This window comes from Actinomadura vinacea (assembly GCF_039532545.1).
Taxonomy (GTDB): Bacteria; Actinomycetota; Actinomycetes; order Streptosporangiales; family Streptosporangiaceae; genus Spirillospora; species Spirillospora vinacea.
Genome location: NZ_BAAARW010000012.1, coordinates 183,215 through 209,310 on the forward strand (window position 1 = coordinate 183,215; position 26,096 = coordinate 209,310).

At 72.9% G+C, this 26,096-nt stretch carries 23 protein-coding genes; 7 read left to right on the forward strand and 16 right to left on the reverse strand.

Annotated features, from left to right (window positions below; translation table 11 throughout):
• Window position 1 precedes the first annotated feature (1 nt).
• Window positions 2-1,108, reverse strand: coding sequence for an acyl-CoA dehydrogenase family protein (locus ABD340_RS16145; protein WP_344589781.1), 1,107 nt, complete (start codon window positions 1,106-1,108; stop codon window positions 2-4).
• A complete protein-coding gene (locus ABD340_RS16150) occupies window positions 1,109-2,746 on the reverse strand; it encodes an AMP-binding protein (protein WP_344589782.1) in 1,638 nt (545 codons plus the stop codon).
• Between the two features lie 262 nt (window positions 2,747-3,008).
• On the opposite strand from ABD340_RS16150, the gene ABD340_RS16155 reads away from it, so the two are divergent.
• Entirely contained in the window at window positions 3,009-3,605 is a 597-nt protein-coding gene (locus ABD340_RS16155; RefSeq protein WP_344589783.1) for a TetR family transcriptional regulator, read from the forward strand.
• A 288-nt stretch (window positions 3,606-3,893) separates the two neighbouring features.
• Window positions 3,894-4,130 carry a DUF397 domain-containing protein gene (locus tag ABD340_RS16160; protein ID WP_344589784.1) on the forward strand — a complete coding sequence of 79 codons (237 nt, stop codon included), beginning with the start codon at window positions 3,894-3,896 and terminating at the stop codon, window positions 4,128-4,130.
• A gap of 72 nt (window positions 4,131-4,202) precedes the next feature.
• Here the strand turns inward: ABD340_RS16160 and allB are convergent, their stop codons facing one another.
• The 7 genes from allB to uraD are packed head-to-tail and all read right to left on the reverse strand — an operon-like array spanning window position 4,203 to window position 11,936.
• Window positions 4,203-5,522, reverse strand: coding sequence for an allantoinase AllB (allB, locus tag ABD340_RS16165; RefSeq protein WP_344589785.1), 1,320 nt, complete (start codon window positions 5,520-5,522; stop codon window positions 4,203-4,205).
• The gene (gene pucD, locus ABD340_RS16170) at window positions 5,519-7,828 is read right to left on the reverse strand and encodes a xanthine dehydrogenase subunit D (RefSeq protein ID WP_344589786.1); all 2,310 of its coding nucleotides are present in this window, start codon (window positions 7,826-7,828) and stop codon (window positions 5,519-5,521) included. Before pucD ends, allB begins: the two co-directional genes overlap by 4 nt.
• On the reverse strand, window positions 7,828-9,195 hold the full coding sequence (locus ABD340_RS16175; protein ID WP_344589787.1) for an 8-oxoguanine deaminase: 1,368 nt from the start codon (window positions 9,193-9,195) through the stop codon (window positions 7,828-7,830). Before ABD340_RS16175 ends, pucD begins: the two co-directional genes overlap by 1 nt.
• A complete protein-coding gene (locus tag ABD340_RS16180; RefSeq protein WP_344589788.1) occupies window positions 9,192-9,665 on the reverse strand; it encodes a (2Fe-2S)-binding protein in 474 nt (157 codons plus the stop codon). Before ABD340_RS16180 ends, ABD340_RS16175 begins: the two co-directional genes overlap by 4 nt.
• Window positions 9,665-10,531 carry an FAD binding domain-containing protein gene (locus tag ABD340_RS16185; RefSeq protein ID WP_344589789.1) on the reverse strand — a complete coding sequence of 289 codons (867 nt, stop codon included), beginning with the start codon at window positions 10,529-10,531 and terminating at the stop codon, window positions 9,665-9,667. Before ABD340_RS16185 ends, ABD340_RS16180 begins: the two co-directional genes overlap by 1 nt.
• A gap of 15 nt (window positions 10,532-10,546) precedes the next feature.
• Entirely contained in the window at window positions 10,547-11,422 is an 876-nt protein-coding gene (pucL, locus tag ABD340_RS16190; RefSeq protein WP_344589790.1) for a factor-independent urate hydroxylase, read from the reverse strand.
• Between the two features lie 4 nt (window positions 11,423-11,426).
• Window positions 11,427-11,936, reverse strand: coding sequence for a 2-oxo-4-hydroxy-4-carboxy-5-ureidoimidazoline decarboxylase (uraD, locus tag ABD340_RS16195; RefSeq protein WP_344589791.1), 510 nt, complete (start codon window positions 11,934-11,936; stop codon window positions 11,427-11,429).
• Between the two features lie 105 nt (window positions 11,937-12,041).
• Here uraD and ABD340_RS16200 point away from each other — a divergent pair, with 105 nt between their 5' ends.
• A complete protein-coding gene (locus tag ABD340_RS16200) occupies window positions 12,042-13,523 on the forward strand; it encodes a PucR family transcriptional regulator (protein ID WP_344589792.1) in 1,482 nt (493 codons plus the stop codon).
• Here the strand turns inward: ABD340_RS16200 and ABD340_RS16205 are convergent.
• Window positions 13,509-14,918, reverse strand: coding sequence for a tetratricopeptide repeat protein (locus tag ABD340_RS16205; RefSeq protein ID WP_344589793.1), 1,410 nt, complete (start codon window positions 14,916-14,918; stop codon window positions 13,509-13,511). The genes ABD340_RS16200 and ABD340_RS16205 overlap by 15 nt on opposite strands.
• Window positions 14,919-15,250: 332 nt before the next feature.
• On the opposite strand from ABD340_RS16205, the gene ABD340_RS16210 reads away from it, so the two are divergent.
• The 3 genes from ABD340_RS16210 (at window position 15,251) to ABD340_RS16220 (ending at window position 18,367) form a co-directional block, all read left to right on the forward strand.
• The gene (locus ABD340_RS16210) at window positions 15,251-16,465 is read left to right on the forward strand and encodes a lipase family protein (RefSeq protein ID WP_344589794.1); all 1,215 of its coding nucleotides are present in this window, start codon (window positions 15,251-15,253) and stop codon (window positions 16,463-16,465) included.
• 94 nt (window positions 16,466-16,559) lie between these two features.
• A complete protein-coding gene (locus ABD340_RS16215; RefSeq protein WP_344589795.1) occupies window positions 16,560-17,162 on the forward strand; it encodes a PadR family transcriptional regulator in 603 nt (200 codons plus the stop codon).
• Window positions 17,159-18,367 (forward strand): FAD-dependent oxidoreductase, encoded by a 1,209-nt coding sequence (locus ABD340_RS16220; protein WP_344589796.1) that lies wholly within the window; start codon window positions 17,159-17,161, stop codon window positions 18,365-18,367. The genes ABD340_RS16215 and ABD340_RS16220 overlap by 4 nt, the downstream gene beginning before the upstream one ends.
• On the opposite strand, the gene ABD340_RS16225 is transcribed toward ABD340_RS16220, so the two are convergent.
• The 6 genes from ABD340_RS16225 to ABD340_RS16250 are packed head-to-tail and all read right to left on the reverse strand — an operon-like array spanning window position 18,343 to window position 24,634.
• The gene (locus tag ABD340_RS16225; RefSeq protein ID WP_344589797.1) at window positions 18,343-19,137 is read right to left on the reverse strand and encodes an SDR family NAD(P)-dependent oxidoreductase; all 795 of its coding nucleotides are present in this window, start codon (window positions 19,135-19,137) and stop codon (window positions 18,343-18,345) included. The genes ABD340_RS16220 and ABD340_RS16225 overlap by 25 nt on opposite strands.
• Window positions 19,138-19,169: 32 nt before the next feature.
• Entirely contained in the window at window positions 19,170-20,141 is a 972-nt protein-coding gene (locus ABD340_RS16230) for an NAD-dependent epimerase/dehydratase family protein (protein ID WP_344589798.1), read from the reverse strand.
• The gene (locus ABD340_RS16235; RefSeq protein WP_344589799.1) at window positions 20,138-21,658 is read right to left on the reverse strand and encodes a class I adenylate-forming enzyme family protein; all 1,521 of its coding nucleotides are present in this window, start codon (window positions 21,656-21,658) and stop codon (window positions 20,138-20,140) included. Before ABD340_RS16235 ends, ABD340_RS16230 begins: the two co-directional genes overlap by 4 nt.
• Window positions 21,655-22,821 (reverse strand): cytochrome P450, encoded by a 1,167-nt coding sequence (locus ABD340_RS16240; protein WP_344589800.1) that lies wholly within the window; start codon window positions 22,819-22,821, stop codon window positions 21,655-21,657. Before ABD340_RS16240 ends, ABD340_RS16235 begins: the two co-directional genes overlap by 4 nt.
• Entirely contained in the window at window positions 22,818-23,627 is an 810-nt protein-coding gene (locus ABD340_RS16245) for a glycosyltransferase family 2 protein (RefSeq protein WP_344589801.1), read from the reverse strand. The genes ABD340_RS16240 and ABD340_RS16245 overlap by 4 nt, the downstream gene beginning before the upstream one ends.
• Window positions 23,628-23,632: 5 nt before the next feature.
• Window positions 23,633-24,634, reverse strand: coding sequence for a 3-oxoacyl-ACP synthase III family protein (locus tag ABD340_RS16250; RefSeq protein WP_344589802.1), 1,002 nt, complete (start codon window positions 24,632-24,634; stop codon window positions 23,633-23,635).
• 192 nt (window positions 24,635-24,826) lie between these two features.
• Here ABD340_RS16250 and ABD340_RS16255 point away from each other — a divergent pair, with 192 nt between their 5' ends.
• A complete protein-coding gene (locus ABD340_RS16255) occupies window positions 24,827-26,014 on the forward strand; it encodes a cytochrome P450 (protein ID WP_344589803.1) in 1,188 nt (395 codons plus the stop codon).
• Window positions 26,015-26,096 lie beyond the last annotated feature (82 nt).

The following is a 26,096-nucleotide window of genomic DNA, read 5'->3' on the forward strand; positions in this document are numbered from 1 at the left end:
CTCACGCCTCCTGGGCAACTAGGACGCCGAGGGTGTCGAGCTGGTCCTCCGCGCCGCCGAGCAGGTGCCCGACGTGCTTGGCCCAGGCGAAGTGGCGGTGCAGCGGGTAGGTCACGTCCAGCCCGATCCCGCCGTGCAGGTGCTGGCAGGTGTAGAGCGCCTTCACCACCGGGTCGCAGGCGTTGTAGGACGCGATGGCCAGCACCTCGTCGACGTCGTCCCGCCCTTCGGCGAGCCGCCAGGCGCCCGCCCAGACGGCCACGTCCAGGGCCCGCTTGGCGATGTAGACGTCGCCGATCTGCATGGTCACGGCCTGGAACTGGGCCAGCTTGCGGTCGAACTGCTCGCGGGTCTTGACGTACTCGGTGGTGAGGTTCAGCGCGCCCTCGATCGCGCCGGACGACAGCGCCACCGCCCCGGCGACGGCCGACCGGCGGAAGGTGCGCCAGGCCGCGCCGTCCGCGGCGCCGCCGAGGAGGGCGTCCGCGTCCACCCGTACGCCGTCCAGCGCGACCCGGGACAGCGGCTCGGTGGTCGCCGACGGCTGCGGGGCGAGCCCGACCCTCGAAGGCTCGACCAGGAAGATCCCGATATCGGCGTCGTCGACGCGGGCGGGGATCAGGATGCGGGACGCCTCGGCCGCGTACGGGACGAACGTCTTCACCCCGTCCAGCACGTACCCGTCGCCGTCGCGGCGCGCGGTCGCCGCGACCGTCCCGGCCGGGCCGACCTCCCGGTAGGCGCCGGTGAACACCGCCTCGCCGTCGTTCAGCGGCGCCAGCAGGGCCTTCTGCGCGGCGGTGCCGTGCGCGGCGACCGGCACGGCGGCCAGCGCGAGCGAGGCGTACGCCGGGACGGCCGCGGCGTGCGCGCCGATCTCCCGCAGCACCACCGTCAGCTCGATCGCGCCCAGCCCCGCCCCGCCGACCTCCTCGGGCAGGCAGACGCCGAGCAGCCCGGCCTGGCCGAGGGCCTTCCAGACCGCCGCGTCGTAGGGCGCGCCGGTCTTCTCGAACGCCTCCAGCCGGTCCCGGGACGCCTCCCGTCCCAGCAGGCCGGCGGCGAGGCCCCGCAGCTCCTGCCGGGTCTCGTCGAGATTGAAGTCCACTCATCCACTCCCTTCCAGGAGGTGCAGCCGGCCGCGCCGCTCGAACTCGGCGCGGAGCCGGGCCTTGTCGTCCGGGGTCATCGGCCGGTAGTCGAGCGCGCGGCCGGGACGCCACCACACCGGGTCGCCGGTGTGCCAGCCGTCCCGGACCAGGGCCCGCTTGAGGATCTTGTTGGAGGCGGTGGCGGGCATTTCCGGCGCGACCCGCACGTACCGGGGCGGCCACTTGGGGCTCAGGTCGGAGCGTCCGCGCAGGTACGCGGCGAAGCCCTCCGGGTCGAAGGTGTCGGCGGCCAGGGCGACCATGACCTGGTCGCCCGAGGCGGCGTCGGGCACCCCGTACACCGCGAGCTGCCGCACCCCGGGCAGGTCGGCCAGGACCCGCTCGACCTGCGCGGCGCCGAAGTTCTCGCCGTCCACCCGGATCCGGTCGGCCGAGCGGCCGGCGAAGTAGGCGTAGCCGTATGCGTCGGTGTAGGCGAGGTCGCCGCTCCAGAACATCCCGTCGCGGAGCCGGTCGGCGGCGTCCTCGTTGTAGTAGCCGTCGAAGAGCCCGAGGTCCTTGGTGTTGACCAGCTCGCCGATGGCCTCGTCGCCGTTGACCAGGCGCCCGAACCGGTCGAACCGCGCGGGCGGGCACTCGCGCCCGGTGCCGGGGTCGAGCACCTTGATCCCCTCACCGGGCCGGCCGAGGGAGCCGGGCGGGCCGGACGGATCGGGGCTGAAGGTGATGGCGGTCTCGGTGGAGCCGTAGCCGTCGACGACCACGCAGCCGAACCGCTCGCCGAACTCCTGCTGCTCGCGGGGCGCCGCCTCGTTCCCGAACGCGACCTTCAGCGGATTGTCCCCGTCGTCGCCGGCCGCGGACGTGGCGAGCACGTACGACAGCGCCTTTCCGACGTAGTGCAGGTAGGTGCAGCCGTGCGCGCGCACGTCGGGCAGCAGCCCGGAGGCGGTGAAGCGGGAGCGCAGCACCAGCTCGGCGCCGGCGGCGAGCGCGGGCGCGTACGCCGCCATGACGGCGCCGGAGTGAAAGAGCGGCATCGGGCAGTACACGGCGTCGCCGGGGCCCAGCAGCCGTCCGGCCAGGTTCTCGCCCGGGACGGTCACCTTGCGATGGGTGACGCGGACCGCGCGGGGACGGCCGGACGTGCCCGAGGTGAAGATCAGCATCAGCAGCGTCCCGGGGCCGGGCTCGGCAAGCCCGGCCGGGGGCGCCGGCGGCGGGTCGGCGCGGTAGGACGGGTTCTCGATCGCCAGCACGGGCGGCGGGACGGGCGAGCGGGCCGCGACGGCGGCGGCCAGTTCCGCGTGCGGGGCGTGGGTGACGATCAGGTCGCAGTCGGCGCGCTCGGCGTCCCCGGCGAGTTCGGCGGCGCCCCGGGTGGGGTTGAGCGCGACCAGGACCGCGCCGGACAGCGCGGCGCCGCCGAGCAGGAAGACCATCTCCGGCACGTTGTCGAGCAGCACTCCGACGTGCGCGGGCCGGTCCGGACGGGCGCGGGCGGCCAGCCGGAGCGCCCGGTCCTCGCACTGCGCCGCGACCTGCCGCCAGGTCCAGGAGCGGCCGTCGTCGGCGCAGCGCAACCCGGGGCGGTCGTCGTCCGCGCGGGCCCGCAGCAGCTCCGCAACCGTCACCGCGTCCACCTCCGACCGCCGCGCCGCACCCGTTCCCTCGGGCGCAAAACTAGAACAGATTCTAGTCACTGTCCAGCGGTAAGATCACTACCGGGTTGTTGCCATTTCAACATGCGTGCCGGGGTCGACCGGCGTCCCGGAGACGCTCTCCCCGCATCCTGGAAGCGGACAATCAGATAACACGTTCTTGCTCACGCGGTAGGCTGGGCGGGGCAACACGGCAGCGCACGACGCGCGCTCGCCAGGGGAAGGGAAGACGATCGTGACCGCAGAGCCCACGGCGACCGAGCAGGGCGCGCGCTCGCGCAGCCAGCACCAGCGGCGCAAGCGCATCGTCCAGGCCGCCGCCGCGCTCGCCTCCCGCGGCGGGGTCGAGGCGATGCAGATGCGCACGGTCGCCGAGCGGGCCGGGGTCGCGCTCGGCACCCTGTACCGGTACTTCCCGTCCAAGATGGACCTGGTCGTGGCCGTGGTCAGCGAGGAGCTCGACCTGCTGGAGGGCAGCATCGAGCGCCGCCCGCCGCGCACCGAGAGCCCGTCCCGGCGCGCGGTGGAGGTGCTGATGCGCGCCACCCGCGGGCTGATGCGCGAGCCGGAGCTGGCCGAGGCGCTGATCCGCTCGCTGCTGCTGTCGGACGTCAAGACCGACTTCGGCGACCGGATGACCGGGATGCTGCTGCGCGCCGCCGCCGGCTCCGGCACCCAGGTCCCCGACGGCGACCCGCGCCGGGCGGCGGCGCGGGCGCTGTCCAGCGTCTGGACCATGGAGATGCTCGAGATGCTGCGCGGCCACGCCACCGCCGAGGAGATCCAGGAACGGCTGGAGACGGTCGCCGACCGCCTCCTCACCGACTTCTGACCTCCCCCTTAGGGTCGCTGCCCCGCCTTGTCGACGATCCCGCTGCCGATCACCCGTAGTTGAGACCGCGGGCGGTCGACCTTCCGCAGTCGCGCATGACCTTGTCGGGAACCTTGACCTCGGTGGACCGCTGCCCGACGTACCGGTAGGTCTCCGCGTTGAACAACACCTCGTTGAAATGCCCCCCGTCCGATGGGTTGGATGGTCCATCCCTCCTTCGCCGATGCGCGCCACCGCGTTCGCACTAGCCTTGTGGCAGAGCCAGTGACAGGACGAAAAAGGGGCGAAGTGAGCGATCAGCAGCCGATACTCAGCGACGGTGTCATCATCGAGTTCATCGATGGCAAGGACGTGCCCGTGGCCCACAAGGACTTCGGAGAGCGGGCGGTCGTCATGCGCGACTCCAAGAACCCCGAGGGCCCGATCCTCTACTTCACCGAAGCCGAGTGGGACGCCTTCGTCGCGGGCGTCAAGGACGGCGAGTTCGACGACCTCCTGGAGGAGGAGCCGCCCGCCGGGTCCTGAACCCGCGCGATCCGGTCGCACGCCGTCCGGGACAGGGCCGTCCGCGCCCCGTTCCGGGCGGCGTGAACGCGTTCAGGGCCCGGGACGGCGCAGCAGCTCGCCGCGCGGCGGGCCGTCGAGATCGACGACCTGACCGCGCAGCCAGGCCGTCTGGACGACCCCGCGGAGCGAGCGCCCTTCGTACGGGGTGACGGGGTGGCGGTGCCGCAGCCCGGACGGGTCCACGACGAATGCCCGGTCGGCGTCGAAGGCGATCAGGTCGGCGTCGGCGCCGACCTCGATCCGCCCCTTGCGGCCGCCGAGGCCGGCGAGGGCGGCGGGGCCCTCCGCCATCCAGCGGACGACCGCGTTCAGGCCGTGCCCGCGCGCGCTTGCGGCGGTCCAGACGGCGGACAGGCCGAGTTGCAGCGAGGAGACGCCGCCCCAGGCCGTCGCGAAATCGCCCCGCTTGAGCTCGGGCGTGCAGGGTGAATGGTCGGTGACGACGCAGGAGATCACGCCGTTCTCCAGGCCCCGCCACAGCTCGTCGCGGTTGGCGGTGCCGCGGATGGGCGGGCAGCACTTGTAGGCGGTCGAGCCGGGGCCGGGGACGTCCTCCGCGGCCAGGGTCAGGTAGTGGGGGCAGGTCTCGGCGGTCACCGGCAGGCCCCGGGCCCGCGCCTTCCCGATCGGTTCCAGGCAGGAGGCGGCCGACAGGTGCAGGATGTGGGCGCGCACGCCGGTCTCCTCGACCAGCCGGACGACCTGTTCGACGGCGCGGCGCTCGGCATCGGGCGGGCGGGACGCCAGGAACGCCGGGTAGCCGCCGTCACCGGGCTCCGACAGCGCCGCCGGGTCCTCGGCGTGCACGATCACCAGGCCGCCGAACGCGGCGATCGCGCCGAACGCCGCCCGCATCCCCGCGTACGGCAGCGGCGGGAACTCCGGCACCCCCGAGTCGGAGGTGAAGCACTTGAACCCGAAGACGCCGTCGTCGTGCAGCGGGCGCAGCGAGGCGGGCACGTTGCCGGGCACGGCGCCGCCCCAGAACCCGACGTCCACGTGCACGCGCCCGCGCGCCGCGGCCCGCTTGGCCGCCAGCGCCCCGGGCGCGGTGGTGGGCGGCAGCGAGTTGAGCGGCATGTCGATCAGCGTCGTCACGCCTCCGGCCGCGGCGGCGCGGGTGGCGGTGCCGAAGCCCTCCCATTCGGTACGGCCCGGCTCGTTGATGTGGACGTGGGTGTCGACCAGGCCGGGCAGCAGCGCGGCGCCGCCCAGGTCGATCTCGGTCGCGCCCTCGAGGCGGGCGCCGATCGCGGTGATCCGGCCGCCGTCCACGGCCACGGCCGCCGGACGTTCGCCGCCGGGCAGCACCACCCGCGAGGACCGGATCACCAGGTCGTGACCGCTCATCCGCCCGCCTCGAAGACGATGTGCTCGGGACGCACCGGCACGCGCGCCAGCGGCCTGCCGGTGGCGGCGCGGACGGCCGCGACGATCGCGGGCGTCGAGGAGAGCGTGGGCGGCTCCCCGGCGCCGCGCAGCCCGTACGGCGCGTTCGGGTCCGGGTGTTCGAGGATGTCGAGCCTCATCGGCGGCATGTCGAGGATGGTGGGGATCAGGTAGTCGGTGAAGGAGGGGTTGCGGACCGTCCCGCCCGACACCACGATCTCCTCCAGCACCGCCAGGCCGAGGCCCTGCGCGGAGCCGCCGTGGATCTGCCCTTCGAGCGCCTGCCGGTTCATGATCCGGCCCACGTCCTGGACGGCGGCCAGCTCCACCACCTTGACCAGGCCCAGTTCCACGTCCACGTCCACCACCGCGCGGTGCACGCACAGCGCGAGCTGGGTGTGGCTGTCGCCCTGCCCGGTGACCGGGTCCATCGGCACCGTGGGACGGTGGCGGTACTCGCGGGTCTCCTCGATCACCTCCGTGCCGAGGACCTCCTCGACCGAGGCCAGCACCCCGGCCGACGGCGAAACGATCTTGCCGCCGCGGACGGCGAGATCGCGGTGCGTCCCGTCCAGCCGCCGCCGGGCCAGGTCGAGCAGCCGCGCCCGCACCGCCTCGCACGCCGCCCGCACCGCGCCGCCGGTCATGTACGACTGCCGGGACGCCGAGCTGGACCCGGCGTCGCCGACCGCGTTGTCGGCGGTGTGCACGGTGACCTTCTCGACGCCCAGCTCGGTGCGGGCGATCTGCGCCTGCAAGGTCACCAGGCCCTGCCCGACCTCGGCGGCGGCGGTGTGCACCAGCGCGGCCGGCTCGCCGCCGATCACCTCCAGCCGGACGCGCGCGGTGGACAGGTCGTCGAAGCCCTCCGAGAAGCAGATGTTCTTGATCCCGATGCCGTAGCCGACGGCCCGCACCACGCCCTCCCCGTGCGTGGTCTGGGACGCGCCGCCCGGCAGGTCCCGCAGATCCGAGTGGTCCGGCGGCGGCGGCATCGGGACGGCCTCCAGCCGGTCCAGCATCTCGGCCATCGGCGCCGGGGAGTCGATCACCTGTCCCGTGGCCAGCCTCGACCCCTGGGTGACGGCGTTGCGGCGGCGCACCTCCAGCGGGCCGATCCCGCAGGCCGCCGCGAGCCTGTCCATCATCGACTCGTAGGCGAAGCACGCCTGGACGGCGCCGAACCCGCGCATCGCGCCGCACGGCGGGTTGTTGGTGTAGACGCCGTACGCGTCGATCCTGATGTGGGGGATCTCGTACGGCCCCACGCCCAGCGAGGCCGCGTTGCCGACCACGGCCAGGGTGGACGAGGTGTACGCCCCGCCGTCCAGGATGATCTCGACGTCGGCGTACAGCAGCCTTCCGTCCTCGGTGGCGCCGTACTCGTACCGCATCCACGCCGGATGCCGGTGCACGTGCCCGAAGAACGACTCCCGCCGGTCGTAGGACATCTTCACCGGCTTGCCGGTGCGCAGCGCGAGCATGCCCGCGTGGATCTGCATCGACAGGTCCTCGCGGCCGCCGAACGCGCCGCCGACCCCGGCCAGCGTCATCCGGATCCGGTCCTCGGGCAGGTTGAGGCACGGGGCGATCTGCCGGATATCGCCGTGCAGCCACTGGGTGGAGACGTACAGGTCGAGGCCGCCGTCCTCGGCCGGGACGGCGAGCCCGGACTCGGGGCCGAGGAACGCCTGGTCCTGGATGCCGACCTCGTACTCACCGGAGACCACCACCGCGGCCCCGGCCCTGGCCCGGTCGACGTCGCCGACCCGGACCGGCTGGTGGCGGGTGATGCCGCCGAGCGGCTGCACCCGGTGGCGCGCGGGGTCGGCGACGACGGCGCGCGGGTCGGTGACCGGCTCCAGCTCCTCCCACCCGATCGCGATCCGCGCCAGCGCCTTCCGGGCGATCTCGGGGTGGTCGGCGGCGACGAGCGCGATCGGCTCGCCCTGGTGCCGGACCTCGCCTTCGGCCAGGACGGGCTGGTCGGGCACGTCGCCCAGGCCGTACAGCTTGCTGCCGGGCACGTCCTCGTGGGTGAGGACGGCGTGCACCCCGGGCGTGGCCAGCGCCGGGCCGACGTCCATGGACACGATCCGCGCGCGGGGATACGGGCTGCGCAGCGTGGCGCCCCACAGCATCCCGTCCATCCACAGGTCGGAGGCGTAGGCGAACTCCCCCGACACCTTGAGCGAGCCGTCCGGCCGCCGCACGCTCTCCCCGACACCGCCGAGGCCGCGCGCCTCCACCTCGCTGGAAGCCGTCATCACAGCACCTCTTCCGCCAGCTTCATGAGGCGGCGGTGGGCGGCGGCGCCGCGGCGTCCCACCTCGTCCTGCGGGACGGTGACCAGCACGTCGTCCTCCACCACGGTGCGCCCGCCGACCAGCAGCCGGGCCAGCGGCGGGGTGCGGCCGAACGCGAACGCCACCACCGGGTCGTCCACCGCCGGGTAGAACTCGGCGCCCGGCCCGTCCAGCCGCCACAGCGCGATGTCGGCGAGCTTGCCCGGCTCCAGCGAGCCGATCTCGTCCGCGCGGCCCAGGCAGCGGGCGCCGCCGAGGGTCGCGATCTCCAGGGCCTGGCGGGCGGTCAGCGCGGCAGGGCCGTACCGGGCCCGCTGCATGTACATGGCCTGCCGGATCTCCCCGGCCAGCGGCACCAGCTCGGCCGACGCGGCCCCGTCCACGCCCAGCCCGACCGGGGCGCCCGCCTCCAGCAGGTGGGCGATCCGAGCGATCCCGGCGCCCAGCCGGGCGTTGGAACTGGGGCAGTGCGCGGTGCCGGTGCCGGTCTCGGCCAGCCGCTCGATGTCGGAGTCGTGCAGGTGGACGCAGTGCGCGAGCCACACGTCGCCGCCGAGCCAGCCCAAGCCGTCCATGTACTCGACCGGCGTCTTGCCGAACTGCTCGCGGGTGTGCTCCTCCTCGTCGAGCGTCTCGGCCAGGTGGGTGTGCAACCGCACGCCCTTGTCCCGCGCCAGCCGCGCCGACTCCACCAGCAGCTCCCGGCTGACCGAGAACGGCGAGCACGGCGCCACCGCGACGCGCAGCATCGAGCCGAAGGATGCGTCGTGGTGGCGGTCGATCGCCGCCTCGGTCTCGGCCAGGATCGTGTCGAGGTCCTCGACGATGTCGTCCGGCGGCAGCCCGCCCTGCGACTGACCGCGGTCCATCGAGCCCCGGCACGGATGGAACCGGACGCCCAGCTCGGCCGCGGCCTCGATCTCGGCCGCGAACAGGTCGCCGCGGCCCTTGGGGAACAGGTAGTGGTGGTCGGTGGAGGTGGTGCACCCCGACTTGGCCAGCCAGCCGAGCCCCGCGCTCGCCGCGCCCTCCACCACCTCGGCGTCCATCTTCGACCACGGCTTGTAGAGCGTCGTCAGCCATTCGAACAAGGTGCCGTCGGTGGCCAGGCCCTGGCTCGCCCACTGGTAGAGGTGGTGATGGGTGTTGACCAGGCCGGGCGTCGCGAGATGGCCCGCGGCGTCGACGCGTTCGGCGTCCCCGGGCACGGCCGGCGCCGGGCCGGGGCCGACCGCGGTGATCCGGTCGCCCTCGACGACGATGTGCCCGGACCGGTACTCAGCGCCGGACACGGTGACGACGTGGGCGTTCTCGATGACGACGGTCACGCGCCCCTCCTCCGGCCGGCGGCGAGCCGCACGGCGTCCAGGATCTTCTCGTAGCCGGTGCAGCGGCACAGATTGCCGGCGAGCGCCTCGCGGATCTCGGCGTCGGACGGGTCCGGCACCCGCTCGATCAGGTCGTGCGACTGGACGATCAGCCCCGGCGTGCAGAACCCGCACTGCACCGCGCCCGCGTCCACGAACGCGCGCTGCACGGGGTCGAGCCCCTCCTCCCGGTCCCCCAGGCCCTCCACGGTGCGGACGTCCCGACCCTCCGCCTGCCCGGCGGCCACCAGGCACGCGCACGCCGTCACGCCGTCGAGATAGACCGTGCAGGACCCGCATTCGCCCTGCTCACAGGCGTTCTTGGAGCCGGGCAGCCCCATCCGCTCGCGCAGCACGTACAGCAGGCTCTCGCCCTCCCACACATCGTCGACGGTCTCCTCCGAGCCGTTGACGGTGAACCGCACACGCATCAGGACGCCTTTCCTGTGTAGTCGTTCCAGGCCCACGCCAGGGTGCGCCGTGCCATGACGGCGAGGGCGTGCGCGCGGTAGCCGGCGGTGCCGCGCACGTCGTCGATGGGCGCGGCGGCGTCCCGCACCAGCTCGCCGAAGCGCCGCGCCGCGGCCGGGGAGACGGGGGCGCCGCCCTCCCAGTCCAGCTCCGCGCTCAGGAACTCCTCGGCGGCGACCGCGCGGCGCGGCGTCGGCGCGGCCGAGCCCAGCCCCGTCCCGGCCCGCCGCTCCGCCGGGCGCAGCGCGATCGCGAACGAGCAGACCGCGATCACCATCGCGTTCCTGGTGCCGACCTTGGAGAAGTACTGCGGGCCGGTCGCCGGCGCCGTCCAGAACGCGCGGATCAGCTCGTCCGGCTCCAGCGCGCTGCGCTTCACCCCGGTGTAGAAGTCCGCCGCCGGGATCATCCGGACGCCGCGCGCCGCCGACTCCACCTCGATCTCGGCGCCGCCCGCCAGCAGCGGCGGGTGGGAGTCGCCGGCGGGCGAGGCGGCGCCCAGGTTGCCGCCGACCGTCCCGCGGTTGCGGATCTGCGGCGAGCCGACCGTGCGGGACGCCTGGGCCAGGCCCGGCAGCCGGTCGCCCAGCCCGTCGATCAGCCGGGCGTAGGTGACGCCCGCGCCGACCCGCAGCCGGCCGTCCGGCGCGGTGTCCCAGTCGGCCGGCCCGGCGATCCGGGTCAGGTCCAGCAGCGCGTCCGGGCGGCGCGCGGCGAAATTGATCTCCACCATCACGTCGGTGCCGCCCTGGATCGGCAGCGCGCCCGGATGCTCCGCCTTCGCCGCGAGGGCATCCTCCCAGGTAGCGGGGCGCAGGAAGTCCATCAGAAGTCCCCTGTCTCAGTTCCAGGCGTCCGGCGCGGCCGGGGCGGCGTCGTCCAGCACGGTGCCCTCGATCAGCCCGTACGGGCGGTCGGCCGCGAAGAAGACCTCGTTGTCGTTGTCCAGCCCGAACGGCGACAGATCGACCAGGAAATGGTGCTTGTTGGGCATCGCCAGCCGTACCTCGCAGAGTTCCTCACGCTCCTCCAGGACGCGGCGGCCCATCTGGTAGAGCGTCTGCTGCAGCGAGAGGCTGTGCGTCTCAGCGAACGCCTCCAGCAGGCAGCGGCGGGCCGCGGCGAACGAGGCCCCGTACCCGCCGCCGCCCGGGACGCGGTGGCGCCAGCGCGCGGTCACCGCCGTGGCCAGGATCCGGTCGCGGGTCGGCTGGAGGGTCGTGTACTCGTCCTGGATGAACCCGTGGAACTCGCTGCCGGTGGAGTTGAGCACCACCAGGTCCTTCAGCCCCGAGACGACCGACTCGGCCCCGCCCGTCCCCTCGCTGTGGACGAGCGCCGTGCGCACCTCCGTCCCGGACCGGACGAACGAGTGCCCGCTGCTGGACGGAACGCGCGACCAGGCGTACTCCTCGACCTCGACGCGGGCGTGCCGGATGGTGGGCTGCGAACCGGTGAAATGCCGCGCCAGCAGGAGCGCGAACTCCTCGATCTCCCCGATCCCGTGCTCGCGGGCGAACGCGAACACGGTGTTCTTCTGCGAATCGGTCGGCAGCACCGCCGCGTTGTCCCCGGTCAGATGGGCCTCGTCCATGTCGCCGGACAGGGAGATCCCCACGTTGAGATCGCGGATGTGGTGGACGTCGCCGTCCCTGCGCACGCGGACGACCCGCGTCTCCGCCTTCCCGTACCGATTGGGGCCGAGCACGATGCCCACCCGATCAACTCCCCGTCTTCCCGTTCAGCAGCCTGTCCAGACGCAACCGCATGATCTTGCCCAGTTCCGCGCGGACGATCCCCCGCTCGGCCGCGGCGCCGTTGCGCAGCCGCCGCTCCAGCGCGGCCAGCATCTCGGCCGCGCCGAGACCGGTCGCGCAGATCAGGAACACGTGGTCGAAGCGCTCCTCGTACCGCCGGTTGCCCGCGGCCAGCCGCTCCCGGACCGCCCGCTCCGCCGCGTCCATCCCGGACTGCTCGCGCCTCGACCAGGACGCCTCGCGGCCCGTCCCCGCCGCCCGCTCCCCGATCCGCGGATGCGCCGCCAGCGCCTCCTCGACGTCGGCCCACGCCAGGTCGTGCAGCGCCGCCGCCGCGGCCGTCCGCAGATCCGACGGGGCGCCGTACGGCCGTCCGCCCGCGACCGCCGCCGCCCATCGGCGCGACGCGCAGCAGGCCAGCAGCCCTTCCGCCGCCTCGCCCGCGGGCAGCGCGTTGAACTCCTCCAGGGTCACCAGCCCAGTACACACAGCCCGTCCCGCACCGGTCGAGACGCAGGACCTCCGAAACGCGCCCCCGCTGACCGGGTACTTTTCATGGGTTGCTCCAAGAAAGGCACCATGAAGCTGCGCTCCCTGCTCACCATGCCCGACCTGGGGCTGCGCGCCGTCACCGGCGAGGACGGCCTGGACCGCGAGATCCGCTGGGTCGTCACCACCGACCTGCTCGACCCCGGCCGCTACCTCAGCGGCGGCGAGCTCGTCCTCTCCGGCCTGGTCTGGTGGTCCCGGCCCGCCGACTCCGAGGTGTTCGCCGGCGCCCTGGCCCGCTCCGGCGTGTCCGGCCTGGCCGCCTGGGACGTCGAGCGCGGCCGCATCCCCGACGACCTGGTGGCGGCCTGCCGGCGGCACCGCATCCCGCTGTTCCAGGTGCCCGAGGACGTCGCCTTCGCCACGATCACCGAGCAGATCGTCCGGCGCCTGTCCACCGCGCGCGCCGCCGACCTCGGCGCCGTCCTCGACCGGCACCGCCGGCTGGTCGCCGGTGCCGGGCTCGACCCCGTGCTGGAGCTGGTCGGCCGCGACCTCGGCATGCGCTGCTGGGTGCTCACCCCCACCGGCCGCCTGGTCGCCGGCCCGCACCCGCCGGCCGCCGACCCGGCCGCCCTCGCCCGCGCCTACCTCGCCGCGCCCCGCCTCCCGCACAGGGTCTCCCCCGACATCTCGATCCTTTCCGTCGCCGAGGAGACCACCTCGCGGGTGGCCGACTGGTTCATCGCCTGCGAGGGCGACTGGACCGAATGGCCCGCCGAGCGCCGCGCCCTCACCGACGAGCTGGCCGCGATCGTCGCCCTGGAACGCGCCCGCCTGGACGACCGCCTCAGCGCCGAGGGCCGCCTCTCGCAGGAGCTGATCCGTACCGTCGCCGCACGCGACCACGAGATCCTGCCCCACCTCAAGCTCACGGGCCTGGATCTGGACGCCCCGTTCACCGCCGTGGCCGCCACCGCCCGCGCGGACCTCCGCCCAGGCGAGCTACGCACCGTCCTGGCCGAGATACTCCCCGACCATTCCCGCCTAGGACTCCTTGGCGACGAGGCCATAGCCCTGGTGCCGACCCCGGACGACCTGGCCGCATCCCTGCGCGACGCTCTCTCGGCCCTCGCCCCTGGCCTGACCGGCCTGGCCGTAGGCGTGAGCAAGCCGGCGGCCGCCAGGGAATTGAGAGGCATCGTCGAAGAGGCCCGCTATGCCCGCCGCCTGGCCGCCGCCCGCACCGATCCCGTATGCGTGGTCGGCCACGACGAACTGGCCACGCACATGCTCCTCCTAGCCAGCGTCCCCGACGACGTCAGGCGCATGTTCAAGGAGCGCCTGCTCGACCCCCTCCACACCTACGACGAGGTGCACAAGGCCGACCTCATCCTCACCCTGGAGACGTTCCTCCAGCACTCCGGCTCCTGGACGCGCTGCGCGGAGCAACTCCACCTGCACGTCAACTCCGTCCGCTACCGCATCCAGCGCATAGAGGAACTGACCGGCCGCGACCTCTCCCGTCTGGAAGACCGGGTCGACTTCTTCCTCGCCCTACGCCTGCGCTGACCTCTCGGACGCCCCGTCCAGCTCGTGCACCTTCTCCAGGACCTCTAGCACCTCGGCGAGACGCTCACCGTCCTGCCGTTCGCGATAGAGGTCGGCCATCCCCTCCAAGGAAACCGCCTGCCGCCCAGCGCTCCTCACCAGGTCGTCAGAGCCGGCCGCGACAAGCTCCCGGTAGGCCGCCACGGCAGCCTGAAGATGCCCGGCCTCAGGCCGTCCCAAGCGGCCCAACCGCAACCCCAGGCGCGCCTGGGACTCCGCAAGCTGCAACCGGCTGCGGCCCGGATCCTTCGCCAGCCGTTCCTCCTCTTCGGCGATACCCCGCTCGCCCAGCTCCAGCGACTCGTCCAGGCGCCCCGCCCCGGCCAGGAACTCGGCAAGCAACCGCTCCCCTGAGACGACCTCGTCCACCCATTGCGGCTCCAACTCGGCCATCCGCCGGAACACCGCCACCGACTCCTCCGCGGCGGACACCGCGTCGTCATCGCGGTCAAGGCTGCCCAGGCACACCGCCATGTTCCGCAACCCACCGCCCAGCGCCTCCAGCTCCCGCGGACCGGGCGCCTCCATCCCGCGCTGCGCCTCGACGGCCTCCCGCATGAACGGCAGCCCCTCCTCGGGATCACCGCCGACCGCCAGCGTCACACCGAGCCGGTCCGCCGCCAGCGCCAGGTTGAACCGCACCTCGTCGGACGCCATCTGCCCGCGGTAGACCTCGACGGCCCGCCGCAGATACCGCACCCCGTCCTCGCCGCGCCCGGCATCCAGCAGCCGCAGCCCGTGGTCGAGGCAGGCGTTCCCCAGCTCACTCTGCTCGGGATCACGGGACGACAGCACCTCCTCGTACCGCACAACGCGCTCCCCCGCCTCCAGCGTCTCCTCGGTACGGCCCATCTGCACCAGCACCGTGATGAGCAGGCCCTCGCAGATCGCCGCCTGCTCCTCGCGGTCGAGCCCGTCCCGCTCCTTGGTGCCCGGCTCGATCAGCAGCGCCTCGTCCCGTGCCGCCGTGGCCGCCGCGAGGGCCCCGTCCAGGTCCCCGGTGTCCAGCAGCAGCGTCGCCAGCCGCCGCAGCGACCGCAGCCGGTAGGGCCGGAACTGCGCCGGGACGCCCCGAAGGACCTCGTCCTCGTCGTATCCGGAGGTCGTCGCGTCGATCTCCCGCAGCGCCGCCGCCCGTTCCTCGGTAGCGCGCTCGTCCAGCGCCTGCGTCAGCGCGACCAGCCCGAACACGATCACCATCCGGGTCCCGGACGGATCCTCGGCGAACATCCGCCGCGCCGACGGCAGCATCGTCCGCAGATCGTCGGCCGCCTCGTCCAGGTGGCCGCCGGCGATCAGGTCCCGAGCCCCGTTGAACAGCTCGACCACCTTGTCCGGCTCAAGCGCGTCGCTCATGGGAACCCCCTCGAAGATCGGCAGAAAGAACTCCGCTAAAGACGCACGGCCACGCCCGAGGGTTCCGACGCCCGGGATCGGACGGCGGAAGTCGGACGCCGAAGTCCGGGAATCCGGCGACCGTCCCGGAATCCACGAAGTCGTGAATCATCTGGCCCCATGTGCCCTGGCGGAACCGTGATCTCCCGTCCCGGGAGCCGCGTTTTTGGCGGATGTGAGTGCCGCGGCCTTCGAAGTCCTAGGCGGACCGCATAGCAAGCCGTCTGTGATCTGGCGCACCATCACGGCGACGTCGCCCCCAGGGGCGGCGCGACCGTGAAGAGAGGCTGCCCATGAGACCAGGCAAGAGACGCGGGTCGCTCCTCGCGGCGCTGGTGAGCGCGCTCCTGGTGACGCTGACGCTGACCGCGCCCGCCGCGTACTCCGCTCCGCCGCAGGACGACCCGTTCTACAAGCCCCCCTCGCCGCTCCCCGCCGGAAAGCCGGGCGACATCATCCGCCGCCAGCCGGTCACCGCCTACATCGTGCCCGGCATCGCCATGGACGCCCACGCATGGCGCGTCATGTACCTGTCCAACGACGCCAAGGGACAGCGCAACGCCGTCACGGGAACGGTTCTCGTGCCGAAGAAGCCCTACACGGGGAAACGTCCCCTGGTCGGGTACGCCATCGGGACGCACGGACTAGGCGACCAGTGCGCGCCCTCCTACGGCCTGACGACCGGGCTCGACTATGAGGCCACCCTCATCAACGGTTTCCTGGCCAAGGGCTGGGCCGTGGTGGTGACCGACTACGAGAAGCTGGGCACGCCCGGGGACCACACGTACATGGTGGGCCGTTCGCAGGGGCAGGCCGTACTGGACTCGATGCGCGCCGCCACACGATTGGCCGACGCCAACGTTGCGGCAGACTCCCCCATGGTCGTCTCCGGGTACTCGCAGGGCGGATCCTCAGCCGGGTGGGCCGCTCAGTTGCAGCGGACGTACGCTCCCGAACTCTCCATCAAGGGCGTCGCGGCGGGCGGAGTGCCCGCCGACCTGACCGAGGTGGCCAAAGCGCTCGATGGCAGCCTCTTCTTCATCCTGCTGGGGGCCGCCTCAGTGGGATTGGCCTCGGCCTACCCGGAGCTGCCGTTCACCGAGCACCTCAACGCCGCGGGCAAGGCGCTCATGGACGACGCCAGGGACGACTGCATCGGCGAAGCCATCGCGACGGGCAAGGGCGCGTTCAAGAAGATGTCCGACTACCTGGACGTCGACCTGATGAACACCCCCGCGTGGCAGGAGAAGCTGCGCGCCAACCGCCTGGGCGGGGGCGAGGCACCCGCCACACCGGTGTTCCAGTACCACGGCGTGTACGACGAGATGGTGGCCAAGGGCCAGGCTAAGACGCTCCGGAAGGAGTGGTGCGAGGCCGGGGCCAAGCTCCTATGGAAGGAGTACCTGCTTCCTGAGCACGCCCTGACAGCGGTGGCCGCGACAGGAGACGTCCAGAACTGGCTGGCCGACCGGCTCGCAGGCAAACCCGCGACCACCAACTGCTCCTGACACTCAGGGCGGTGAGCGCTTCGGCTCGCCGCCCTTCGTCATGACTGGATAGTTGGTATTGACTAATCGTGTGCTGATAGTTGATGCTGACTATATGGACGGAGTGAAGCGGCGGGCGGTCTCCAATCCGCTGGGGCTGGCGGTGCTGGCGTTCCTGCTCTGGGAGCCGATGCATCCCTATGAGCTGGGGCGGCGGCTCAAGGAGACCGACAAGGAGCGCAACTTCAAGTACAACCGGGGCTCGCTCTACATGGTGGTGAACCAGCTGAAGAAGGCCGGGTTCATCGTCGAGCGCGAGACCGTCCGCGACACGCAGCGGCCCGAGCGCACCGTGTACGAGCTGACCGAGGAGGGGCGCGCCGAGCTCTACGACTGGCTGCGGGAGCTGATGGCGCGGCCTCGGGAGGAGTACCCGCACTTCGGGGCGGCGCTGTCGTTCGTGGGCGTGCTCGCGCCCGAGGAGGCGGTGGAGCTGCTCGGGCGGCGGGCGGAGGCCCTGGAGGCTTTGGCGGAGGAGGCCCGCGCCAAGGTCAAGGCGGCCACCGACCAGGGGGTGGCGTGGGTGTTCCTGGTCGAGGAGGAGTACCGGCTCGAGGTGCTGGACGCCGAACGCCGGTTCGTCGGGCGGCTCGCCGAGTCGCTCAGTGACCCGGACTACGTCCGGGAATGGCAACGGATCTTCGGGAGTCGATCATGACGAGGACGGCACTGATCATCGGCGGCGGCATCGCCGGGACGGTCGCGGCGATGGCCATGCGGCGGGCGGGCATCGAGCCGGTGGTGTACGAGGCCTACGCCGGCACCGCGGACGGCGTGGGCGGCATGCTGACGCTGGCGCCGAACGGGCTGGCGGCGTTGCGGGCCATCGGCGTGGAAGACGCGCTGCGGGGCGTCGGGCAGCCCATGGTCGACTCGGCCATGGTCGACGGGCGCGGCAAGTCCATCGGGGTGATGCACGGGCTGGACGGGCTGCCGCCCGGGGTGGCGCTGTGGCGTTCCGACCTCAACAAGGCGCTGCGCCAGAAGGCGCTGGCGGAGGGCGTGCGGATCGAGCACGGCAAGCGGCTCGTGGACGTGGACGAGCACCCGGACGGCATCACCGCGCGGTTCGCGGACGGGACCACCGCCACCGGTGACCTGCTGGTGGGCGCGGACGGGATCCGGTCGACGGTCCGGACGCTGATCGACCGCGAGGCGCCCGGCCCGGACCACGTGCCGCTGCTGAACCTGGGCGGGAGGGCCGACATCGCGGTGGACTCGGCGCCCCGGACCGCCTACTTCGTGTTCGGGAAGCGCGCGTTCATGGGGTACTGGGTGCAGCCGGACGGGAAGACGGCGTGGTTCGGCAACATCCCGCACCCGCAGCCGATGACGTCGAAGCAGGCCCGCGAGACGTCCAACGAGGACTGGACGCGGTGGTTGCGGGAGATCTACGCCGACGACCGGCCGGGCCGGGAGCTGGTGGAGAGCACCCCGGTGGAGCGGCTGTTCGTGCTGGGCACGACGCAGATCATGCCGGACGTGCCGCGCTGGCATCGGGGCCGGATGGTGCTGGTCGGTGACTCGGTGCACGCGCCGTCGCCCAGTTCCGGTCAGGGCGCGTCGCTGTCCGCCGAGAGCGCGGTCGAGCTGGCCCGGTGCCTGCGCGACCTGCCCGATGCCGGGGACGCGTTCGCGGCGTACGAGCGGCTGCGGCGCGACCGGGTGCGGAAGGTGGCGGCCCGGGCGAAACGGACCAACAACAGCAAGGCGCTCGGCCCGGCGGCGCTGGCGATGATGAAGCTGATGATGCCGCTGGCGACGCGGACGTTCCTCACGGCGGAGCGGGCGCTCGGCGCGGAGCAGCGCTTCAGGATCGACTGGGAGGAGCCGGTGGGTCAGGGCAGGATGGCGTCGATATAGCCGCCGTCCACCCGCACGGCGCCGCCGGTGGTGGCGGAGGCGTGCTCGGAGCTGAGGTAGACGACCATGTTGGCGATCTCCTCGGGTTCGATGAGGCGGCGCAGCAGCGAACTGGGGCGATGCTCGGCCATGAAGCGGCGCTGGGCGTCGTCCCAGGGCAGGTCCGTGCCGACCAGGTCGGCGACGAAGTCCTCGACCCCCTCGGTGTGGGTGGGGCCGGCCATGACGGTGTTCACGGTGACGCCGGTGCCCGCGGCGGCCTTGGCGTAGCCGCGGGAGACGGCCAGCAGCGCGGTCTTGGACATGCCGTAGTGCACCATCTCCTGGGGCGTCACGACGGCCGAGTCGCTGGCGATGAACTGGACCCGGCCCCAGCCGCGGTCCATCATGCCGGGCAGGTACTGGCGGACCAGCCGCACCCCGGACAGCACGTTGATCTCGAAGTAGCGGCGCCATTCGGCGTCGTCGATCTCCAGGACGGGCCGCGGGCCGAAGATCCCGAGGCTGTTGACCAGGATGTCGACCGCGGGCACGCGTTCGAGGAGGATGTGCGCGCCGGCGGCGGTGGCCAGGTCGGCGGGGATCCCCACAAAGTCGGCGCGGGGCAGTTCGGCGGTGAGTTCCTTCAGGGCGGCGGTGACGCCGGTCTCGGACCGGCCGTTGATGACGGTGCGGGCGCCGGCCCGGGCCAGCCCGGCGGCGATGGCGCGGCCGATCCCCTTGGTGGATCCGCTGACCAGGGCGGTGCGTCCGGTGAGTTCGATCTCCATGCCGTCGATCCTTCCCCCGCCGGGCGGCTCTTCTACCAGGTGGCTGCGCCCGCGAAGGTCGTGGCGGCCGGCTCGTAGCCGAGGACGGCGCGGGCGGCGGAGATGTCGAGGGTGCGCTCGACCGCGAGATGGCCGACGGCGTACCGGGTGAGGCGGGGCGGCCGGGGCCGGCGGGCGAGCAGGTAGGCGCCCTCGACGGCGGCGGCGAGCGCCCCGACGGGCGCGGCCGGGAGGTAGACCGGGCGGGCCTTGACGCCGCGTTCGGCGAGCAGGGCGCGGAACGCCCGGTCGAGGGTGACCGGCTCGGCGTCGGTGATGTTGTAGACGCCGGTGCCGACCGGGCCCTGGGCGGCGAGGAGGCAGGCCTGGACGAGGTTGGCGACGGAGGTGAGGCTGACCCGGTGCCGCCCGTCGCCGACGGCCGTGAGGACAGGGCCGTGCACGGCGGACAGGACGCGCGGCAGCAGGGTGGTGTCGCCGGGCCCGTAGACGGCGTGGGGGCGGAGGATGAGGGCCTCGCGGCGGCTGGGGCCGTGCCAGAGGGTTCTGCCATGCCCTCGCATCACCGCGAGCACCGCCCGTTCCGCCGCCGCCTTGGACGCGCCGTAGGCGTTGAGGTAGCGGGGGGCGGGGGCCTGGTCTTCCGTGGCCATGACGGTCGGGCTGTACGGGTCGTACACGCTGGCGGTGCTCACGTGCACGAAACGCGCCTTCGGGAACGTCGCCAGCGCGTGCTTGGTGCCGGTCGCGTTGGTGGCGAAAAGGCTGGACGCGGGGCCCCAGTCGGTGACACTGCCCGCGCAGTGGATGACGGCGTTGACCTCTGGGGCGTCGCTGAGGGGGCCTTGCGTGAGGTCCCAGGAGCGGTAGAGCGCGCCCCCTATGTGGGCGGGATCCACTTCCCCGCGGCGCCCGTAGGCGTGCGTTTCGATTCCGTTGTCGGCGAGCGCCCGGCAGACCGCGCCGCCGACGAATCCCGATGCTCCGGTGACCGCGACCTTCACGAGGCGGCTCCTCGCACCAGTTCGCGCAGGCGGTCGCGGTCGAGCTTGCGGGCCCGTCCGGAACGGGGCAGTTCGGGCAGGACGACGATGCGGTCCGGGAGCGCGTCGTGGTCGATGACCTTGGGGAGCCGGTCGCGCAGGCGGCCGGGCTCGGCGTCGCCCACGACGGCCAGGACGACCTGCTCGTCGCCGGTCTCGGGGTCGCGCAAGCCTACGATGGCGGCCTCGGTGACGCCGTCGAGCGCGGCGATGGCGGGCTCGTACAGACCGGGGTAGAGGTTGAAGTCGCCCCGGATCAGCATGTCCTTCTTGCGGCCGGTGAGGACGAGGCGGCCGGCGCCGTCGAGGCGGGCCAGGTCTCCGGTGGGCAGTTCGTCCAGAGGCGGGGCGCCGAGGTAGCCGCGGCAGAGGTTGGGCCCGGAGAGGTGCAGTTCGCCGTCGGCGGCGGTGCGCGTCCGGACGAGGGGTTCGCCCAGAAGGTCGCCGTCGGCACCCGATCGGGTGTGGGCCAGTTTCTCTTGGGCGGAGGCGATCGCCACGGGGAGGATTTCGGTCATCGCGTAGACGGAAAGGACCTTGGCTGAGGGGGCGGTTGCGGACAGGGCACGGCGCAGGATCGCGGGGGGTGCGGGGGCTGCGCCTAGAAGAACGTAGCGCAGAGCGCCGGGAAGTTCTGGGTCGATGTCGAGTATCTCGGCCAGGTGGATCGGTACGCAGAACGTGTGGGTCGCGCGTCGTTCCTTGAGAAGTCGTGCGAAATCGGCTGGCGAGGCCGAAAGAGGCGGCATCGACCAGCACGCCCCGGAGATGAGGGTCGGCAAGCCCAGCATGAGCTGGTCGGTGTGGACGATGTCGCCCGGGTCCAGCGGAAGGCGTTCCCGGAACAGGTCCAGGGCCGCGGAAAGGGACGCCTGGGTATGGACGACCGCGCGGGGGTTTTCCGTAGTGCCGGAGGTGAAGATCACGGCCGCGGGTGCGTCGGGGTCGCCGAGGTCCAGTGGCTCGGGAGCCGTTCCACGCGTGCTCCTCGCGTAGGAAAGGGCGCCGCGCGGTACTCCGGGAAGCCACCGTCCTACATAGATGTGCCGCAGCCTCCCCCCGCCCTCGACTTCCAGGTCGCCAAGGTTGGGCAGCAGCAGCCCCCGGCGCCGTGCGTAGGCGCGGACGGGCCCCAGCCTGCTCCCCATGTAGAGAAGCGATTCCGCGGCCGACCATTTGGGACGGGCCAAGCGAAGGCGTGCCGTGAACATCTCCGGCCCTGCCCCCGGGTCGGCGAAGACCACGACCCCTTGAGCCGCCACCACGCCCAGCGCCAGCACCAGGGCCTCTGGGGACGGCCGTACGGAGAAGAGCACCCCGTCCCCCGGCTCCATTCCCGAGGCGACCAGGGCGTGCCGTACCGCGAGCACCTTTTGCCGCAAGTCGCCATACGTCAGTTCCGCCCCGTCCCCGGCGACCAGCGCGACGGCTCCGGGCGTGGCCGCAGCCTGTTCCAGAAGGCGCCTGACCAGCATCATGCCTTTCCCCGCACGACCAGGCGCGCGTAGGTCGGGATCAGCACGCGGCGCGCGGCCGCGCGATGCGTGATCTTCAGGGGCGCGGCGGCCAGGACGGTCCGGGCGACCGCGCGGGTCTCGGCCATGGCCAGCGGGTAGCCGATGCAGAAGTGCGGCCCGGCGCCGAACCACAGGCGGCGCAGTTCGGGCGGGTGCGGTGGACCGTCCGGATCGAACGGCCCGTAAGCGCGGCAGCAGTTGTGCGTGGCGATCAGGATCCGGTCGCCGGGTCCGACCCGCACCCCGCCCAGTTCCGCCCGGCGGTGCACGCCGCGCAGCATGACCGGCGTGGGCGTCGTCACGCGCATCGCCTCGTCGATCGCCCGGTCGAGCGCGGTCGGCGAGGAGGCCGTCCGGGCCGTGCCGTCCAGGCGTCCGGCGTCGTGCAGCAGGGCGATCAGGCGCGGGACGAGCGTGGCGACGGTCTCGGTGCCGGTGAGGAAGAACGCCCCGGCGGCCCCGCGCGCCTCCGCCTCCGACAGGCCGAGCGCCCGCATCCGGCCCATCACCGTGTTCTCCTCGCCCGAGGCGTACGCCTTGGCGGCGATGTCGCCGAGCGGATCCAGCACGGCCCTGGCACGTTCCACCTGGGCGGGCGACAGCCGGCGGGTGCGCAGGGAGATCATCGACACGATCCGCTCGCCCTGCTCGAACAGCCTCCGGAAGTCGGCTTCGTTCCGCGTCCCCAGGCCGATGACCTCGCACATCACGGCGCCGGCCATGACCCGCATCGTGTCGACCAGGTCGACGCCGCCGCCGCGCGCGAGCCGGTCGGCGAGGCGTTCCAGCGGTTCCGCCAGGACGCGGGCGCACAGCGCCTCGGTGTACGACGGCGTGAACAGCTCGGTGAGGCGGCGCCGCAGGGCCCGGTGCGCCTCGCCTTCCATGTTGAGCAGGACGGACGGGCCCAGCACCGGCGTCCACAGGTCGCCGGGCGAGCCGGGGCCGTCCTTGCGGTACGTCTCGCCGTCCATCAGCACCTCGCGGGCGCGCGCCGCGTCGTTCACCACCACGCCGACGCCGGGCACCCGCACGACCGGGCCGCGCCGGGCGAGCGCGCGCAGCAGCGGGTACGCGACGGGGTGCGCGGCCAGGTACAACCGCCGCTCCCAGCCGGGGGTCATCGGACGTCCCCGATCCGGATGTCGACGATCTCGGGCTTGTAGCGGTGGTCGGCGTACCAGCCCAGCGTGCCGACCAGGCCGTACGCCCGCAGCCGCCGGACCGAGCCGTGCACGACCATGTCCTTGCGCAGCCCGTACGCGCCGGTCAGCCGCCGCACCCGATTGACCAGCGCGCGGTCTTCGTGGACGTCCTCGACGCGGGTGCGCGGGAAGCCGCCGGCCTGCTCGTACAGGTCGGCGGTGATCGCGACGTTGCAGCCCGGCATCATCAGGTAGGGGCCGAGGTAGGCCGGGTCCTGGTTGCCCCGGCGGAAGCGCCCGAACAGCGCGGCGATCCCGATCACCGCCGGCAGCAGCCGCCGTTCCCAGAGCTTCAGCTCGAACTCGTCGGTACGGGGCAGCAGCGGCCCGCTGACCATCTCCAGCCCTTCGCCGAACGCCCGCTTGACCGCCGCGATCCAGTCGTGGCCGGGCAGGCAGTCGGCGTCGGTGCGGGCGATGTGCGTGGCCCCGGCGGAGATGGCGTGCCGGATGCCGGTGTCGGCGGCGGCGCCGGTGCCCTTCTGCGGCTCGGTGACGATCCGGATCCGCGGCCCGGCGGGCCCGGTGGTCGCGGGCCCGGTGGTCGCGAACGCGGTGGCGGCGAACGCGCGGACGGCGTCGGCGGTCCCGTCGGTGCTGCCGTTGTCGACCACGACGAGGGTGAAGTCGGGGTCGGTCTGCTCGGCGAGCCGGCGCAGGGTGGCACCGATCGAGCGTTCCTCGTCGTAGGCCGGGATCACGACCCACAGGTTCGTCCCGTCCACGCCGCTCAGAGCTCCGCGAAGGTGACGCCCAGGCTGACGCCGCCCGCCAGCCCCACGAACGCGACCAGGTCGCCGGGCCCGCACCGGCCGTTGCGCAGTGCGGTGTCGAGCTGGAACGGCAGCGAGACGGAGGCGAGGTTGCCGTGCCGCGGCAGCGTCACCACGAGCCGGTCGGCGGGGATGCCGAGGATCGAGCGCAGCACCTCCAGATAGCGCAGTGTCACCTGGTGCACGCCGACGATCGCGAAGTCGTCCCAGTTCAGGCCGGTCTTCTCCAGGGCCGTGAAGAAGATCTCGGGGCCGTGGCCGACGAAGGCGTCCTTCAGCCGCCGCCCGTCGCCGCTGAAGTAGGTGCGGTCGGGGTCGCGGGGGTGCATGGACCCGCCGCCCGGCAGCGTGCCGATGTCCCAGCCGGTGGAGACGGCGGTGAAATCGCGGTAGAAGATCCCGCCGTCGGGGGCGGCCTCGACCAGCATCGCGGCGCCGCCGTCGGAAAGGGTGTAGCCGGCGAAGGCGTCCACGAACTGCGCCCGGTCCCGGACCGACCAGCGGATCGCGCGGGACGGGCTCTCCCCGGTGCACACCAGCACCCGCTCGTGCTGCCCGGTGCGGATCAGCGCGTCGGCGACCTGGAGCCCGTTGAGGAAGCCGTTGCAGGCGTTCTTGACGTCGAAGACCGGGCAGGACGCGCCGAGCTTGGCGGCGACGATGTGCGCGGTGGCGGGTTCCACCAGGTCCTGCGAGGCGGACCCGAAGATCAGCAGGTCCAGCCGGTCCGGGCCCAGGCCCTGCTCGGCCAGCACCCGGCGGGCGGCGGCGACGGCGAGGTCGGAGGCCTGCTCGTGGCCGGCCATGACGTGCCGGGACTCGATGCCGGTCATCCGCGCGACGATGGTCGGGCGCGGCCGGAAGCCGGTGCTGCGGGCCTCGATCAGGGCCTCCACCTCGGCGCTGGTGAGCGTGCGCTCGGGCAGGTGGGTGGCGACTCCTGCGATGCGGGCTCTCATGGTCGGCACTCGTTCCTGTAGATCCGTGATGGGTGTGCGGCCAGCCTGACCGGCCGCATCCCGTCCCGGCCAGGGAGACCCTACGGAACCGCGGGCGGGCGCTCTACCCTGGTTCCCTGTGAGTACTACTACTCACCCTGATTAGGTGATTTGCCCGAACAGAACGGTACTTTCAGGCCGCACACTCTCCTTGTGATCAGGATCAGGTACTCAGCGGCGGCCCGGCACGAGGCCCGGCTGCTCTGGAACGGCCACAAGGGCCTCTTCGCCCTGCTGGAGGCCGCCCGGCACACCGGCCCCATCGCGCGCGTCCCGAGACTCGGCTGGGTGGTGACCGACCCGCTGCTGGCACGGCGGGTCCTCAACGACCACGCCCGCTTCGGCATGGTCGGGGAGGGCGGGGTCGGCCACATGTGGGCGCAGCTCTTCGGCGACGAGATGGCCCGGTTCTTCGGGGGCGCGCGCCATACCGAGGTGCGGACCGAGGCCCGCGACCTCTTCACCGAGGAGAGCGCCCGCCACCTGGTGGAACGTTCCCAGGGCGGGCACCATGCCGCGCTCGCCGAACGCCTGGCGGCCGGTGAGACGGTGGACGTGGCCGATACCACCCGCGTGCTGGCCGGACGCCTGGTGTCCGACCTCCTGGGGCTCCCCGCGGACCGGCCGGACGGGGTGTACCGGAAGGTCTTCGCCGCGGGCGAGCGCCTGGCCGGCCTGGCGATGGGCACCGCGGCGTCCACGGAACTGGCCCCCGGGGTCCTCGCCCGGGCGCGCGCCGTCGTCGACGAGATCACCATCGGCGTGGACGAGGCCTACCGCACCGCCGGCCCCGAGACCATCCTCGGCCGCTGCCGCGAGATGGACCTGGGGCTCCCCCTGGCCCGCGGGCTGGCCACCCTGCTGGCCATCGCCGGCACCGAGACGGGGGCGTCGGGCACGTCCCGTACGGTCGCGCTGCTGCACGACACCGGCCAGCAGGAGGCGCTCCTGGCCGATCCGGGTCTGCTGGACAACGCGGTTCGCGAGGGCTTGCGCGTCTCCACGCCCGCGGCTGTGATCGGCCGCCACGTGGCGCGCGACGCGACGATCGGCGGACGGAGACTGCGCGCAGGCGAACGCGTGCTGCTGGTGACCTACCTGGCGACCAACAACGTCGGCCCGTTCGACATCAGGCGCGACTACGTCCCCGAGACACGGCAGTTGTGGTTCGGCGGGGGACGGCATCTGTGCCTGGGGGCGGCGGTGGCCCGCGTCCAGATCGCGAGGATGCTCCAGAACCTGCTCTCACAGGGACGTCCCTACCGGATCGTGGCCCGCCGGGCGGCCGCCCGGGTGCTGGTCCCGACCTATGCGAGTTTGCAGGTCACCGTGCAGCCATAGTGCAGGGGCCCATGGTCTCCCAGTTGTTCCTTCGGCGGATCGCCCTTCCGCCAAAAACTAGAACACGTTACATTTAAGGCGA